The following is a 16694-nucleotide window of genomic DNA, read 5'->3' on the forward strand; positions in this document are numbered from 1 at the left end:
GGTTCGCCCCACTCCAGCAGTCATAGATCTGCACCTGCGTCCCGTCCGCCGTCGACTGATCCGGCACATCCAGACACCGCCCCGACCCCACCGACGCCACATGGCCCCCGTCGCCACCACCACCGGTACTGCCGTTGTTCAGAGCGTCGAGCACGGCGTAGTAGGCCTCCTTCTTCTGGTAGTTCGAGTCCCACAGGAGCGGCGAGTCGTTCGGGCGCCAGGTATGGAGGTCGGTGATGCCCCACGTCGTGATGCCGGTGCAGCGGGCGACGGCCATGCATGCTTCGGTCACCGTCCGGTAGGCGGCGGCCTGACCGCCGCCGGAGCCGCCGATGTCCAGTTCGGTGATCTCCACGTCGACGCCGAGGTCCGAGAAACGCTGGAGGTTGGCCTGGTAGGTGCTGAGGTCGGAATCCCAGCTGAGGTGGCTCTGGAAGCCGACGCAGTCGATCGGGACGCCGCGGGACTGAAAGTCGCGCACCATGTTGTAGATGGCGGTGCTCTTGGCGTTGATCGCGTCGGTGCCGTAGTCGTTGTAGCAGAGCTTGGCGTTCGGGTCGGCCGCGTCGGCGGCGCGGAACGCCTCTTCGATCCAGCCGTCGCCCAGCTGCTGCTGGAGGTTCGACTGGCGGCGGCTGCCGTCCCACTCGAAGGCCTCGTTGACGACATCCCAGGACTCGATGTCGCCGCGCCAGTGACCGGCGACGCCGCTGATGTGGTTGAGCATGGCCTCGCGCAGGCTGTTCCCGGTGAGGCCCTGGACCCAACCCGGCTGCTGGGCGTGCCAGACCAGGGTGTGTCCGCGCACGCTCATGCCGTGGCTTTGGGCGTAGGCGACGATCTGGTCACCGCCGCTGAAGTTGAACTGGCCCGGGTTCGGTTCAGTGGCGTCCCACTTCATGGCGTTCTCGGCGACGACGCTGTTGAAGTCGCCGTTCAGCGCGGACGAGTAGCGCGAGTCGTTGAGGAGGCTGGGGACGACCGCCGCGCCGAAGTACCGGCCACTCTCGGCCGCCGAGGCGCCGAGCGTATCGGCGGCTTGGGCGGTCCCGGAGGACATCACCAGCGCGGTCGTGGCGGCAAGGGTCGCGGTCGTGACGGCGGCGATCGCCGACCAGCCGCGGCGCCGTCGCCTCGGTGAACTGTTGATCATTGAGCTTCCTTTGTTGTCGGGAGGAATAGTTATCGAAGGGTCCATTGCTGATTGGAGCCGCCGTTGCAGGTCCAGAGGATCACTTGGGTGCCATTGGCCGTCCCGGACTCAGCCGCGTCCAGGCAGAGTCCGGACTGGACTCCTGTGACGGTGCCGTCCGAGTTGCGCCGCCATTGCTGGTTGGTGCCGCCGTGACATGGCCAGACGACGACCGGGCTACCGGGGCTCGCCTGGTTCTCGTAGGCGTCCAGGCACATTCGCGAGTCGCCGCTGTAGACGGACAACTCGCCTGCGGCGGTGTGGGTCCAGGTCTGGTTCGACCCGCCCCAGCAGTTCCAGATCTGCACCTGGGTGCCAGCCTGGGTGGACTGGTTCGGCACGTCCAGGCACCGGTTCGCCTCGACGGCGGCCAGCTCCCCGGACTGATCACCGGATTGGCCGCCGGGCGTCAGGTAGACGGCGTAGGCATCGTTCGACTGCTGGAAGTTCAACGGGACCGTGATCGAGCCGTTGGAGGCGCTCATGTCCTGCTCGAAGACGACTTGCGGCGCGTTCAGGGGCGCCTGTTCCGGCAACCGTTGGACGGTGACGTGGACGTTGCCGTCGGCGGCGAGCCAGGGCGTCGATGCGAGTCCGTCGAAGGTGACCGACGCCGAGCCGGTGTAGCCGTTGATGTCGCCGACGATGGCGACGGCCCGCTGGTTGTCGCTGTCCTTGGCCGCGGAGATGGCCGTGCCACCCACCTGCTCGGAGGTGGAGACCAGGGTTCCGGTCATGTCCGCGTAGGCGCGCATGGTCCACCACAGTCCGGTCGGCTGCCAGCCGCCGGCGGTCTCGGTCAGGAGGCCGGTCAGGTTGGGTGTCAGGCAGCAGACCCAGTTGCCGCGCAGCGCGTTGGCGTAGTCGGACTGGGCGAAGCGGGCGAGGTACCAGGCCAGCACGTTGGTCGTCTGCATGTCGGCGGGCTGGTACTCGTTGGCGGACATCGGCAGCGGTGGGATTCCGTTCGCGGCGAGGGCGTCGAGCGTGGATCGCCCGACGGACACCGGGTCGTCGACCACGCCGAGGGTGTGGTTGGCGATCCAGTCGGGCAGGGTGTCGGCGGCTTTGGTGTGCGCCAGCCACGTCTGCCATTGCTCTGGTCGGCGTTCCGGCGTGTAGGCGAAGGACGGGCCGAGGATGATCGCGTCGGGGTCGACGCGTCGGATCTCTCGGACCGCGGTGTCCCACATCTGGAAGTACTGCTCGCTGTTGACTCCGCGGGTCCAGAAGATCTCGATGTCGGGTTCGTTCCAGATGTCGTACGACATCGGCATCCCGGTGTCTCTGAGGGTTTCGACCACGGTGGCGACGAAGTCGGCCCAGTTCGAGCAGTCGCCGTTGTCGCACGGGTACATCGTGTCGGCCCCCTGGCCTCCGAACGCGCCGTAGACGTCGCTCAGGATGACCTGGTACTGCGCCTCATAGGGCGGGGCGGTGAAACGCTCGGCTTGGGCGACGAGCGAATCGATGATGGTCTGTGTTGCGGGGCCGAACTGGTAGCCGTCCTCGATCCAGCCGCGCGTCATGTGCCCTCCTGCTCGGAAGGCGTTCATGCGGAGCGGTTCGAGGAACTCATCCGCCGGTTGCCGACCGTCCCCGGTGACGCCGTACAGGAACCCCAGGCCGACGTCCTTCGACGGCCCCACTTCAGAGGCCAGGTCCACGTTGAGTGACACTTGCGCGCGGCTCTCACCGGGCGTCACGACCAACGCCGCCACCACCAGCGCCAATACGGCACCGATCGTCATCGCGGCGCGGCCACGCCATGTTATCGCTCTCATGTCCGTGTGCTTCTCCTTGCGATCGAGTGCTCAGCAGACGGCGCGGCCAGCGGTACCGGGAGGCGAACCGCGCACGATTCCAGAGCATACGAAAGTTTCCGTATATTCTTGGAAACTTACTTGCGTCGAACTATAGATATAGATCGATGTCTCGTCAAGTGCGCCGCCGCCTCTGCCGCCACTGGGCAGAACGATCGGGCATTGGAACGCTAAGCTTCCTCAATGACTTCGGCCGACGAAAGCGCTTCCACCCACGCCAAGGGCGACGGCGTGCCACTGACCATCGCGCAGATCGCCGATCACGCGGGCGTGTCGGTCGCGACGGTCTCGAAGGTGGTCAACGGGCGTGACAACGTCGCCCCGGAGACCCGTGAGCTGATCGAGGGCCTCATCCGCCGATACGGCTACCGACGCCAGAAACGACCGGTCAAGGCGGCCCCGCTGCTGGAGGTCGTCTTCCACGAGCTGCAGGGCCTATACGGGATCGAGATCATCAACGGCGTCGCACAGGTGGCCCGGGAACACCGGCTCGGGGTGGTCGTCTCCGAGCTCGAGGGTCGCCACACCCCCGGACGCGGTTGGGTCGAGGATGTGCTGGCCCACCGCCCCACGGGTGTCATCGCGGTATTCACCGAGCTCACCGCCGAGCAGCGCGAGCAGCTCCGGAGCCGCGACATCCCGCTCGTGCTCGTCGATCCGGCCGGCGACCCCGACCTAGAGTCAGCAGCGGTGGGCGCCAACAACTGGAACGGCGGGCTCACGGCCACCCGCCACCTCCTGGGGCTCGGCCACCGCCGCATCGCAGCGATCACCGGACCCGAGCACGTCCTTTCGGCCCGGGCCCGGCTCGACGGCTACCGGGCCGCCATGGACCTGGCGGGGGTCTCGGTCGATCCTGCGCTGGTGCGCATCGGCGACTATCAGATCGCCGACGGCAGGAACCACACCCGCGAGCTGCTGCGACTGAGCGACCCGCCGACCGCGGTCGTCGCCGGCAACGACGGCGAGGCCCTGGGCGTGTATCAGGCCGCGGCCGAAGCCGGACTGCGCATCCCGGAGGATCTGAGCGTGGTCGGCTACGACGACCTGCCCATGGCCGAGTGGAACATCCCCCCGCTCACCACCGTTCGCCAGCCGCTGCGAGCAATGGCGTCCGCGGCCGCCGACATGCTCCTCACCCTCGCCCGCGGCGAGGCGCTCCCTCGGCAGCGCGTCGAACTCGCCACCGAACTCATCGTGCGTGCCAGCACCGCCCCTCCCGCCTCCCGCGGCGGGTGAAGCACAACGGCGCGGCGGCCCATAGAGGCAGGCGCCGGTGCCCGGGAAGATAGTTGCCACACATCGACCTATTTACATGTTCGAAGGTCTCTGGTTATCCTGTGTCCACGGCTCCGTATTTTCGGTGGAGTCGTGGAAACTTTCGGAGACTCGCGAGCTTGTGAGCGGTAACAGGTGCTCGCGGTCACTATCAGAAAGGCCCACAATGAAACCATCAGCAGCTCGAGCGCGGATCGCCTGGCTGGCGATCGCGTTCGTAACCGCTCTCGTAGCGGCCACCCTCACCGCCGCCACTTCCCCGGCACAGGCCGAGCCCCTGCCCTCGACCTTCCAGTGGCAATCCACCGGCGCATTGGTCGCGCCGCAGCAGACCGCTCCGGGGCGCACTCTGGTATCGGTCAAGGACCCCTCGGTGGTCCAGGTCGACGGGCAATACCACGTGTACGCCACCACCGCCGACACGAACGGCGGCTGGTCGCTGACCTACTTCGGCGGATTCACCGACTGGTCGCAGGCCGGGCAGGCTTCCCAGTACCACTTGTCCCAGACCGCCATCGGCGGCGGCTACCGCGCCGCCCCGCAGGTGTTCTACTTCGCACCGGACGACCAGTGGTACCTGGTCTACCAGACCGGCCTGCCCTCCTTCTCCACCATCGACCACCCCTCGCAGCCGCAGACCGCCTCGCCGGCGCAGAACTTCATGAGCTCGCACGGGATCGCCGACGGAAACTCCTCATACGTCGTCGACTACTGGATCACCTGCGACGACGTGAACTGCTACATGTTCTTCAACAACGACAAGCAGCAGTTCTACCGGGCCCAGACGACGGTGGCGGAGTTCCCGAACGGCTTCGGCGAGGTCGAGCTGTTCATGGAGGCGCCCGACAACAGCCTGTTCGAGGCCACCAACGTCTACAAGGTCGGCGACACCGACCAATATCTGCTCATCATCGAGGCCATCGGCTCGAACGGCGCCCGGTACTTCCGCTCGTGGACCTCGAACCGGCTGGACGCGAACTTCGGGGAGTGGACCCCGCTGGCCGACACCGAGTCCAACCCGTTCGCCCGTTCCAACAACGTCTCCTTCCCCGGCGGCTCCTGGACGTCCGACATCAGCCACGGCGAGTTGGTCCGCACCGACGGCGACCAGACCATGGAGATCGACCCGTGCAACATGCAGTACCTCTATCAGGGCAGGGACCCGAACTCCGGCGGCGACTACTCGCAACTGCCCTACCGCCTCGGACTCCTCACCCACACGAACCCCACCTCCGACTGCGGCAGCACCGGTGGTGGTGGCGACGGGGGCCATGTGGCGTCGGTGGGGTCGGGTCGGTGTCTGGATGTGCCGGATCAGTCGACGGCGGACGGGACGCAGGTGCAGATCTACGACTGCTGGAGTGGGGCGAACCAGCAGTGGACGTACTCCGATTCCGGTGAGTTGAGCGTCTACTCGGGTGGTTCGCGCAAGTGCCTGGACGCTGAGGGCGGGGGTGCGGCCGATGGGACGGCGGCGATCATCTGGTCGTGCCACGGCGGGTCGAACCAGCGGTGGAACGTGAACGCGGACGGCTCGATCACGAACGCCGAATCGGGGCTGTGCCTGGACGTGTCCGGCGCCTCCACCGCCAACGGCGCCCTGGTCCAGCTGTGGACCTGCCACGGCGGCGACAACCAACGCTGGAACCTCGCATAAAACGCTGAAAGGGCAGTGATCTCCAATGTCATGGCTTGATCGCACCGGCACTCGCCGCGCGGTCCTGGCCACCGGGGCGGGGGTGCTCGCGGCTTCGGTCGTGAACATCCCCGCGACCGGGGCCCAGGCCCAGCAGACCTTCACCAACCCGGTGATCTGGCAGGACTTCGCCGACGTCGACATCATCCGCGTCGGCGACACCTTCTACCTGTCGGCCTCCACGATGCACTACTCCCCCGGCGCCCCGGTCCTCCGCTCGTGGGACCTGGTCAACTGGGAGTTCGCCGGCCACTCGGTGCCGCGGCTCGACTTCGGCGCCAAATACGACCTCGACGGCGCCAGGGGCTACGTCCGCGGCATCTGGGCGTCCTCGCTGAATCACCGTCCGAGCGACGGACGGTTCTACTGGATCGGCCAGATCGACTTCGCCAACACCTACGTCTACACCGCCCCGGCCGCCGAGGGACCCTGGAGCCGGCACGCGCAGATCGGCCGGTCCTACTTCGACGCCGGTCTGCTGTTCGACGACGACGACTCCGTCTACGTCGCCTACGGCAACACGGAGATCCGCGTCGCCCAGCTCTCGGCCGACGCGAGCCGCGAGGTCCGCGACCAGGCGGTCTTCCAGACGCCGAGCCCGCCCGGCGTGCTCGAAGGCGCCCGCTTCTACAAGATCAACGGGAACTACTACATCTTCGTGACTCGCCCGGCCAACGGCCAGTACATCCTCAAATCGACCTCCGGGCCTTGGGGGCCGTACGAAATGCGGCAGCTGCTGCTGGACCTGCCGGGCCCAATCGACGGCGGTGGCGTGCCCCACCAGGGTGGTCTCGTCGACACCCCTGGGGGCGACTGGTACTACATGGCCTTCACCGACGCCTACCCCGGCGGTCGGGTCCCCACATTGGCCCCGATCACCTGGACCGGTGACGGCTGGCCGCAACTCCAGACCGTCAACGGCGCCTGGGGACGAGAGTATCCACTGCCGAACCTGCCGCCGCGCGAAACCGCACCGCTGACCGGCGTCGACACCTTCGACGGTCCGGCCCTGAATCCCAAGTGGGAGTGGAACCACAACCCCGACAACGGACGATGGTCGACCGGCGGTGGCCTGCGACTGCAGACCGCGACGGTCACCGGCGACCTGTACTGGGCGCGGAACACCCTCACTCACCGCGTCCAAGGCCCGACTTCGACAGCCACGATTGAACTCGACTGCTCCTCCATGCGCGACGGGGACCGAGCCGGCCTGGCGATGCTGCGCGATTCCTCGGCCTGGATCGGCGTGAAACGCGACAACGGTGCCAACCGAGTCGCCATGGTGAACAACATCGAGATGGACGGCGACTGGAACACGATCTCCACCGGATCGGAGGCCGCCGGAACCGGCTTGGCCGGCGACACGGTCTGGCTCCGCGTCGAGACCGACATCCGCCCGGGCTCGGGCCGCCAAGCGCTGTTCTCTTACAGCGCGAACGGAACCGACTTCACCCGCCTGGGACCGGGCTTCACCTTGAAGAACGCGTGGCAGTTCTTCATGGGCTACCGCTTCGCCGTCTTCAACTACGCCACCGGTTCGCTCGGCGGCGCGGTCACCGTACGACGTTTCGAGTTGTCGACGCCGGACGGTTCGGGCTCGTCCGGCCCCGAGCCCGGCGTGTATCACCGGTTGGTGGCGCAGCACAGCGGGAAGGCCGCCGACATCGAGGGCGCCTCGACCGCCGCCGGGACCGCGCTCGTCCAGTGGTCGCTCCACGAGGGCACCAATCAGCAGTTCGACTTCCTCGACTCCGGCGGCGGGTTCTGGCGCATCCGGGCCCGCCACTCTGGTCTGGTCTTGGAGGTGTCCGGGTCCGGGACCGGTGCCGACATCACCCAGCAGCCCGACACCGGCGCGGCGAGCCAGCAATGGACGGTCACCGACCACGGCGGCGGCACCGTCAGCCTGATCAACCGCCACAGCGGCCTGGCCATGGACGTCTGGAGCCAATCCACCGACGACGGCGCCCGCATCTCCCAATGGAACCCCACCGGCAGCGCCAACCAGCTGTTCAATCTCCAACGCCTCTGATCGTCAGGTCAGTGCTCGGTCCTGACCGGACGAGGGACACTCCGACTTCCCGAACATCGCCCCCGAGAGGAACATGAACCATGAGACGGACCCGGCGCGCAGGCGCTGTATTCCGGCGCAGCCTCGCAGCGGCCGCGACACTGATACTTGCCGTGGCACTGGCGCCGACCACGGCGAAGGCCGACAATCCGATCATCCAGACCGTCTACACCGCCGACCCGGCACCGCTGGTGCACGACGGCCGCGTCTACCTCTACACCAGCCACGACGAAGACGGCGCCACCTGGTTCGACATGCGCGACTGGCGGGTCTGGTCGTCCGACGACATGGTCAACTGGACCGACCACGGCTCCCCACTGAGCCTCGACACCTTCAGCTGGGCGAGGCAGGACGCCTGGGCCGGCCAGGCCGTCGAGCGGAACGGCAGGTTCTACTGGTACGTTCCGGTCGTCAATGACGCGACCGGCCGGATGGCGATCGGCGTCGCCGTCTCGGACAGCCCGACCGGTCCGTTCGAGGACGCCCTAGGACATCCGCTGGTCGAGAACGGCGAGATCGACCCGTCGGTCTTCATCGACGATGACGGGCAGGCCTATCTCTACTGGGGCAACCCGAACCTGTGGTACCTGAAGCTCAACGAGGACATGATCTCCTTCTCCGGCAGTCCGACTCAGATCCCGCTCACCGCTCAGGGATTCGGCGAGCGATCGGGGGATTCGGACCGCCCCACGCTCTACGAGGAGGGCCCCTGGGTCTACAAGCGCGACGGCCTGTACTACATGGTGTTCGCCGCCGAATGCTGCTCGGAGCACATCGCCTACTCGACCGCCCCGGGACCGACCGGTCCGTGGACTTACCGGGGGACGGTCATGCCGACGCAGGGCAGCAGCTTCACCAACCATCCCGGAGTCATCGACTACAAGGGCGGATCGTACTTCTTCTACCACAACGGCGCCCTGCCGGGCGGCGGCGGCTTCACCAGATCGGTCGCCGTCGAGCGGTTCTCCTACAATCCGGACGGCACCATTCCGACCATCAACATGACCGAGACCGGAGCACCGCAGATCGGCGTCCTCGACCCCTACGTCCGGCAGGAGGCCGAGACGATCGCCTGGGCGAACGGCGTCGAGACCGAGTCCTCCGGCGCGGACGGCATGAACGTCGGGTGGATCGAGAACGGGGACTGGATCAAGGTCAAGGGGGTCGACTTCGGTTCCGGCGCGGCCTCGTTCAACGCGAGCGTCGCATCGGCCGGAAGCGGCGGCGACATCGAACTTCGCCTCGGCGGCCCCAGCGGCACGCTGGCGGGCACGTGCGGTGTCCCGGCCACCGGCGGCTGGCAGACCTGGACGACAGTCTCGTGCCCGGTCAGCGGCGCGACGGGCACGCAGGATCTGTATCTGCGGTTCACCGGCGGCAGCGGCTACCTGTTCAACATGGACTGGTGGCGGTTCGATCCGTCCGGGAGCGGCGGCGGTCTGGGCGGACTGCGCGCGGTGGGGGCCGGGAAGTGCCTGGACGTGCCGAACGCGTCCACCGAGGACGGCATCCAGGTGCAGGTCTGGGACTGCGACAACGGTTCCGGTCAGCAGTGGACGTACTCCGATTCCGCTGAGCTGAGCGTCTATTCAGGGGGTTCACGCAAGTGCCTGGACGCGTCCGGAGGCGGAACGTCGAATGGGACGGCGGTGATCATCTGGTCGTGCCACGGCGGGTCGAACCAGCGGTGGGACGTGAACGCGGACGGCTCGATCACGAACGCCGAATCGGGGCTGTGCCTGGACGTGTCCGGCGCCTCCACCGCCAATGGAAGTCTCGTCCAGCTGTGGACCTGTCACGGAGGATCCAACCAGCGATGGGCCCTCGCATAGGCCCATCTCGCGCTTTATTCCGGAGGGAAACGACCGGGTGGCCCGTTCGGGCCACCCGGTCGTTGTGTCGGCCGCGGTCAGATCGCGGCGACGGCGTAGCGGTTCAGTGTGCCGGTATCGGGGCCACGGCCTGATATCGGAGCCGGAGACGACACGAAACGATCACTGCACATTCCAGCGTTGGTTGTCGCCGCCGTGGCAGGTCCACAGCTGGACCAGGGCGCCGTTGGCGGTGGAGGCGCCGGACACGTCCAGGCACAGCCCCGATTCGGCGTTCGTGATCGAGCCGTCCGCGTTCACGTTCCACCGCTGGTTCGACCCGCCGTGGCACGACCAGATGATCGCCGCCGTCCCATCGGCCGCACCCCCGCCCTCAGCGTCCAGGCACTTGCGCGAACCACCCGAGTAGACGCTCAACTCACCGGAATCGGAGTACGTCCACTGCTGGTTCGCCCCACTCCAGCAGTCATAGATCTGCACCTGCGTCCCGTCCGCCGTCGACTGATCCGGCACATCCAGACACCGCCCCGACCCCACCGACGCCACATGACCGCTCGATCCGGGCGGCTGCGGTTCGAAGTCGCCGAGCGAAGTGAAGAAGTTCCACACCTCGCCCTTGACCCAGCTTCTGGCGCCGCTCTCGCAGCCGGTGCATCCGTCCACGGGTCCCTGCTGGTGTCCGCCGTCGAACGCGGCCCAGACGACCGGATAGCCTTCCTGGCAGCCCGAGTAGGCCGTGGTGATGTGGGTACCGCTGCCCGAGGCGGGCTCGGGCGGGTTCTGGGAGTTGCAGCCGTTGTTGTTGACGAACCGGTCGCGCATCCCCCGCGCCTGCGGCATGCTGTCGGTGACGCCCTGGATGCCCATATACGCGACGGCCTGGTCGCCGCCGTTGCATCCGCTGACCGGTCCGGGGACGGCGATGGCCGCGACCGCGCGGAACTCGTTCGGCCGCGCGCACGCGAGCGCGTAACTCATGGCCCCGCCGTAGCTGAACCCGAGCGAGAAGCGCTGCGACTGGTCGACGCACAGGGTGCGCTCGATTCGCTGGATCATGGCGTCGAAGAACGCCACGTCCCTGCCTCCGGTGTCAGGCCAAGCGTTGTCGATGCCCTGAGGCGCGACGAAGATCGCGGTGCCGTTCGCCTGTGCTTCGAGCCCGTAGTGGGCGTAGACGGCGCCGTCGCTGCCGCCCGAGGCGACGTCGCCCGCGGTGCCGCCCCACCAGTGGAGCCCGAAGATCAGCCGGTGCGCGTAGCTGTTGTCATAGTTGTCGGGCACCTTCAGGGTGAAGCTGCGGTCGGTGCCGTTGACATTGATGCTGTGCGTGCCGCTCGACAGGTTCGGCGAGGTGCCGCATCCTGCGCTCTCGTTCGCCTCCTGCGCGGAGGCGCCGTTCGCGGTCACTCCGACGGCGAACACGGTGAGGACGATCGCCGACAGCGCGAGGATCCTGGCCCGCAGGGTTCGCGGCGGTCGCTGGCCGGCCCGCGGGGCCGGACGCCGCGCGGGGGCAGAGGCTTCGTCTTGGGACATCGGTACTCCTTCTTGTTCGGCCGGCGCGCCATCGGCGGCGCACCGGCTGGGTGTGTCAGGTGCGTTGGAGATTGAACAGCTGGTTGGCGCTGCCTGTGGGGTTCCATTGGGAGATGCGGGCGCCGTCGTCGGTGGATTGGCTCCAGACGTCCATGGCCAGGCCGCTGTGGCGGTTGATCAGGCTGACGGTGCCGCCGCCGTGGTCGGTGACCGTCCATTGCTGGCTCGCCGCGCCGGTGTCGGGCTGCTGGGTGATGTCGGCACCGGTCCCGGAGCCGGACACCTCCAAGACCAGACCAGAGTGGCGGGCCCGGATGCGCCAGAACCCGCCGCCGGAGTCGAGGAAGTCGAACTGCTGATTGGTGCCCCCGTGGAGCGACCACTGGACGAGCGCGGTCCCGGCGGCGGTCGAGGCGCCCTCGATGTCGGCAGCCTTCCCGCTGTGCTGCGCCACCAACCGGTAATGCACGCCGGGCTCGACCACCGATCCTCCGCCGAGAGCGGTCGCGCGATAGAGGTGTTCGGCCTGGCCGTCGAACTCGATCAGGTCGCCCTCCGGCTGGCTCGGATCGATCGCCGCACCGTTGGTCTCGTCCACGAGCTCGTAGTCGCCCGTGAACATCCGGCTGCGGACCTTGACCGCGCCGTCGCGATCGGGTGTGACGGTGAGCTCGTCGATCGAGCCCGCGCTCCAGACGGCGCCGACGGTGAAGCCGCCGCGGCCGCGCAGGCCCACGACGTTCCCGGTCGGCCAGGCGGACGGCAGCGCGGGCAGCAGGTGGAGTTCGCCGCTGTGGCTCTGGAGCAGCATCTCGGCGATGCCTGAGGTCGCGCCGAAGTTGCCGTCGATCTGGAACGGCGGGTGCAGGTCGAACATGTTGGGAGCGAGCCGCTCGGGCGTCACCAGGTGACGGATCAGGTCGTGTGCTCTGGTGCCTTCCTCCATGCGCGCCCAGTAGTTGATCTTCCAGGCCAGCGACCAGCCGGTGCCCGCGTCGCCGCGCAGCTCGAGGGTCCGGCGGGCGGCCTGGAACAGTTCAGGGGCGCCGCGCTTGGTGATCTGGTTGCTCGGATGGAGACCGTAGAGGTGCGAGATGTGGCGGTGGTCCGTCTCGGTCTCGATCCAGTCGTGAAGCCATTCCATGATGTTTCCGCGTGAGCCGACCCGCGTGGGCGCCAATCGGTCTCGCGCGGCTTGGACCTGCGACCGGAAGTCGGAGTCGATGTCCAGCACCTCGCCGGCGTCCGCGCAGGCGTCGAACAGGTCTCGCAGGATTTGCATGTCCATAGTGGGGCCGGCGCAGACGCTGACGCCGTTGTGGTGAGGCAGTTCTGGTGAGTTCGACGGGTTGGTGACCAGCCATCCGAGGTTCGGTTCCTCCACCAGGGTCTCGAGGAAGAACTGTGCGGCGCCTTTCATCAGCGGATAGTTCGCCTGGAGGAGCTTGGCGTCGCCGGTGAAGCGGTAGTGCTCCCAGATCTGGGTGGCGAGCCAGGCGCCGCCGGTCTGCCACATTCCCCACAGCGCCCCGTCGACGACTGAGGCGCCCCGCCAACCGTCGGTGTTGTGGTGGGTCACCCAGCCGCCCGCGCCGTACTGCACGTCGGCGACCCGAGCCCCAGTGCGCGAGAGGTCCTCGACCATGTCGAACACCGGCTCGAGGCACTCGGCGAGGTTCGTCGTGCAGGCCGGCCAGTAGTTCATCGGCAGGTTGGCGTTGAGCGTGTACTTCGACTCCCACGCCGGGCTCATCGACTCGTTCCAGAGGCCTTGGAGGTTGGCTGGCTGGGTGCCGGGACGCGAGGAGGAGATCAGCAGGTACCGGCCGTATTGGAACAGCAGGGCCGAGAACTGGGGGTCGTCGACGAAGCCGTGGTCGGCGATGCGGTCATCGGTCGGCCAGTCGGCCGCGGCAGTCCGGCCGAGGTCGATCGTGGTGCGGCCGAAGAGGTTCTGGTAGTCGGCCACGTGCCGGGACCGGAGGTCGTCGTAGTGGACGTTCGTCGCCGAGTCGAGGTGGTCCCAGGCGATCCCTTGGTAGTTACCGTTAACGCTCTGATAGTCGACGTAGCTCGTCCCGATCGAGATCAGCAGCGTCACGGCGTCGGCGTCCGACACCTGGAGCGTGCCACGGGCGGCGTTCGCGCTGCCCCCTTCGACGACGGCCCGCGCCAGCGCGAGGAACCCGACCGGGCCGGCGATGCCCCGTTGGTCGCCTGACCTGCCGTCGAGGGCGATCGTGCGGCCGTCGGGGCTGGACACCGACGCTAGCTGCGGGGTGTCGAACGAGGCGGTGAACGAGATCCGACCGGCGGTGTCGGCGGTGAGGCGCACGGCGATGACCTGGTCCGGGGCGGTGGCGATGACCTCGCGCCGGTAGCGCACGCCGTTCGCGAGGTAGGCGACGCCGGTGGCGGCCGTGGTCAGGTCGAGCCACCGCTCGTACTCGGAGGTCCCGCCGATGCCGGGGAAGGCGAGGTTGAGGTCGCCGACGGGCTGGTAGGCGAGCTGGCCGGCGGGGCTGCCGAGCATGGTCTGGTCGATGAGGTCCTGGGCCTCGCTCCACCGGTCGGCGAAGACCAGTTGGCGGATCTGCTGGAGGGCGTCGGCCCCGGCGGGATTGCCGTAATCGTGCGGGCCGCCCGCCCAGACCGTGTCCTCGTTGAGCTGCAATCGCTCTGAGGCGTAGTTGCCGAACACCATCGCGCCGAGCCGGCCGTTGCCGACCGGGAGGGCGCGCAGCCAGTCGCTGCCCGCCGGCTCGTCGTACCACAGCGCCAGGTCACCGGCGTCCCGCACCGCCGATGGCGCTGCCGAAGCCGCGACCGGTGCCGCCCACTGCAGTGGCGCGGCGAGAGCCCCCACCGCTCCGTATTTGATCACTTGTCTTCGCCGCAGCGCTGCCATGTCGATCCTCCGAGGGTGGTCGCGAACGCGGCCAGGACTCTGAATATCGAAGACAGCCTATAAAGATTGGATCTATCGAGTCAAGTATGCGAATATTTCGCCGTAAAGTTCGACTACGGCGAAAGCATCTGGAGGATTCATCAGATCTATCATGCGGCGTCACTCGGCGGCCTCATCGCTCGAGGCGCTCGGGATCGCCCTGCCCGCTGCGGCGGACGAGCCACGCGTCGGTGATGTGCGTGAACATCGCCTCGGCGGCGCCGTCCGCGTCGCGCTCGGCGATGCGCTCGTAGACGCGGCGATGCCCTTGATTGGAGGCCAGGCACAGGGACCGCTCGGTGCGGCCCATGTAGCTGGCGGTGTTGATGACCTGGCCCTCCAGGGAACGCACGACGGCGCGCGCGATGCGGTTGCCCGAGGCCCGCATGACCGTGTCGTGGAAGGCCCGATCCTGCTCGTGATACGAGGCGGGGTCGTCGACGAGCCCGTCCATGCGGTTCACGAGCGCGCGCATCCGGTCGATCGCGTCCTGGTCGGCGATGCGGGCGGCGCCGTGCGCCATGTCGGATTCGAGCAGGCGCCGAGTGACGACGAGGTCGTCGAGGATCGCCAGGCTCTCGTCCTCGGCGATGCTGGCGCCGAGCACGAGCTCGTCGAGCATGTTCCACGCGGTCGAGGGCAGCACGGTGGTCCCCGAGCCCTGGCGGATCTGGACCAGGCCCTTCTCCTGCAGGATCTTCACGGCCTCACGGACGACGGTGCGGCTCACCGAGAACGCTTGACACAGGGCCGGCTCCGGCGGCAGCGGGGCGCCCGCCGGATACTCGCCGCGAACGATGCGCTGCACCAGCTCCGCGGTGACCGCCTTCGCCAGATTGGTGGGCCGTCTGGCCCAGGCGGGCGCCGGCGCCGGATCGCCCGCGGCGGATTGCCGCACTGCAGTCATGTTCCCTCCGTCTGCGCAGGCCGCTGGGCCGCGACTCGCCAGCACAGTATACGTCATTCCATTGACATAAGACGTCATACGAGTTACGTTTCGCATTGGACATCGAACACCGGGCGACCGGCCACCCCTCTGGAGAGTGAACCGCGATGAAGCAGCGAGCACGAACGGCGACCGCCCTGATCGCGGCATTGGCGCTGGCCGGCTGCGGCAGCGCCGCGGAACCCGACTCCTCCGGCGACTCCGACGGCACACTCGTCGTCTGGGACTGGAAATCCGGAGACGAGACCGCGGCATCCTACGTCGAACAGGCGAAGGCCGACTTCACCGAGAAGCACCCGGACGTCGCGGTCGAATTCGTGGCCCAGCCGTTCGACCAGTACTACAACCTGCTGGGGACCGCCATACAGACCGGCGAGGGCCCCGACGTCATGATGTTCAACGGCGGCGGTCAGCTGCGGGACCGGGTCGACGCCCTGGTCCCCCTCGACGACTACGTCGCCGAGGACCGGGAGCGCCTCGCAGGCTGGGAGGCGTTCAGCCAGGACGGCAGCGTCTACGCGGCGCCGGTCACGCTGCAGGGCCACCCGATCTACTACAACAAGGACCTCTACGAGCAGGCGGGCCTCGACTCGGACGATCCGGCCGCCACCTGGGACGAGCTGGTCGACGACTGCGCGGCCATCACCGAGGCGAGCGGTGCGGTCTGCTTCGCGCAGGGGAACAAGGAGGGCTACGGCATTCAGTTCTGGCTCTCCGGGCTCGGCTCGGGCGTGCTCACCGACGCCGAGTACGACGACTGGATCGCCGGAGACCGGGACTGGACCTCGCCGAACGTGAAACGGGTCTTCGAACTGTGGCAGGAGGCCGGCGACACCGGCTTGTTCAACGACGGCGCGAACTCGACCGCCATGTTCAACGACATGTTCGCGGTCTTCGAGGCCGCCGAGGCAGCCCACGTCATCGGTCTGATGTCCGACGTCGGGCACTGGAAGGACTTCAACGAGTTCCTCGGCGCCGAGAACGTCGGCGTGATGGAGACTCCGGTGATCAACCCCGAGTCGACCCCGAGCCTGCCGTACGACGGCGGAATCGGGTACGGCGTCGCCGAATGGGCCGACGATCCCGAGTTGGCGGCGGACCTGGTCCGCTCGCTGACCTCGCCCGGCGCGCTCGAGGCCTTCCATGCCGATGCCGGTGCGATCGCGTCCGACACCACCATCGACGCCTCCGACGCCGGCCCGGCCGCGTCGGCGATCGTCTCCCGGATTCCGGACGGCGAGCCCGCCATGCACGTCGCCCTGTCCTCCGAGACGCTCGAGTTGACGGGACGGCTCTCCCAGCAACTGCTGAGCGGCTCGGTAACCGTAGACGAGGCGCTCGACCAGCTCGCCGAAAGCGATCAGGCGGGGTAG

The 16694-nt window shown here is 67.9% G+C and carries 9 protein-coding genes and 2 pseudogenes; 6 read left to right on the forward strand and 5 right to left on the reverse strand.

The annotated features are described in order from the left end of the window. Together ACYVK3_RS14070 and ACYVK3_RS14075 are read right to left on the reverse strand one after the other, a co-directional pair. The coding region (locus tag ACYVK3_RS14070) for an endo-1,4-beta-xylanase (RefSeq protein WP_460497962.1) at nucleotides 1-1153 on the reverse strand (1153 nt) is incomplete at its 3' end. 29 nt (nucleotides 1154-1182) lie between these two features. Then, nucleotides 1183-2976, reverse strand: coding sequence for a ricin-type beta-trefoil lectin domain protein (locus tag ACYVK3_RS14075; protein ID WP_460497963.1), 1794 nt, complete (start codon nucleotides 2974-2976; stop codon nucleotides 1183-1185). Between the two features lie 222 nt (nucleotides 2977-3198). Between ACYVK3_RS14075 and ACYVK3_RS14080 the strand changes: the two genes are divergently transcribed. The 5 genes and pseudogenes from ACYVK3_RS14080 to ACYVK3_RS14100 all read left to right on the forward strand — a co-directional run bounded on the left by ACYVK3_RS14080 (nucleotide 3199) and on the right by ACYVK3_RS14100 (nucleotide 9892). Continuing rightward, entirely contained in the window at nucleotides 3199-4254 is a 1056-nt protein-coding gene (locus tag ACYVK3_RS14080; RefSeq protein ID WP_460497964.1) for a LacI family DNA-binding transcriptional regulator, read from the forward strand. Between the two features lie 205 nt (nucleotides 4255-4459). After that, a pseudogene (locus ACYVK3_RS14085) lies at nucleotides 4460-5416 on the forward strand (non-reducing end alpha-L-arabinofuranosidase family hydrolase); the annotation flags it as partial. A gap of 171 nt (nucleotides 5417-5587) precedes the next feature. After that, nucleotides 5588-7574: pseudogene (locus ACYVK3_RS14090) on the forward strand (family 43 glycosylhydrolase); the annotation flags it as partial. Nucleotides 7575-7607: 33 nt separating this feature from the next. Then, the gene (locus ACYVK3_RS14095; protein WP_460498073.1) at nucleotides 7608-8021 is read left to right on the forward strand and encodes an RICIN domain-containing protein; all 414 of its coding nucleotides are present in this window, start codon (nucleotides 7608-7610) and stop codon (nucleotides 8019-8021) included. Nucleotides 8022-8101: 80 nt separating this feature from the next. After that, complete coding sequence (locus ACYVK3_RS14100; protein WP_460497965.1) at nucleotides 8102-9892, forward strand: family 43 glycosylhydrolase; 1791 nt, start codon at nucleotides 8102-8104, stop codon at nucleotides 9890-9892. A gap of 162 nt (nucleotides 9893-10054) precedes the next feature. Here the strand turns inward: ACYVK3_RS14100 and ACYVK3_RS14105 are convergent, their stop codons facing one another. The 3 genes from ACYVK3_RS14105 to ACYVK3_RS14115 all read right to left on the reverse strand — a co-directional run bounded on the left by ACYVK3_RS14105 (nucleotide 10055) and on the right by ACYVK3_RS14115 (nucleotide 15282). Then, nucleotides 10055-11428 carry an RICIN domain-containing protein gene (locus tag ACYVK3_RS14105; protein ID WP_460497966.1) on the reverse strand — a complete coding sequence of 458 codons (1374 nt, stop codon included), beginning with the start codon at nucleotides 11426-11428 and terminating at the stop codon, nucleotides 10055-10057. 55 nt (nucleotides 11429-11483) lie between these two features. After that, on the reverse strand, nucleotides 11484-14336 hold the full coding sequence (locus ACYVK3_RS14110; protein WP_460497967.1) for a glycosyl hydrolase family 95 catalytic domain-containing protein: 2853 nt from the start codon (nucleotides 14334-14336) through the stop codon (nucleotides 11484-11486). Between the two features lie 172 nt (nucleotides 14337-14508). Further along, entirely contained in the window at nucleotides 14509-15282 is a 774-nt protein-coding gene (locus ACYVK3_RS14115) for a FadR/GntR family transcriptional regulator (RefSeq protein WP_460497968.1), read from the reverse strand. A 146-nt stretch (nucleotides 15283-15428) separates the two neighbouring features. Between ACYVK3_RS14115 and ACYVK3_RS14120 the strand changes: the two genes are divergently transcribed. After that, nucleotides 15429-16694, forward strand: a complete 1266-nt coding sequence (locus tag ACYVK3_RS14120; RefSeq protein WP_460497969.1) for an ABC transporter substrate-binding protein — start codon at nucleotides 15429-15431, stop codon at nucleotides 16692-16694.

Source organism: Glycomyces tarimensis (genome assembly GCF_054776215.1).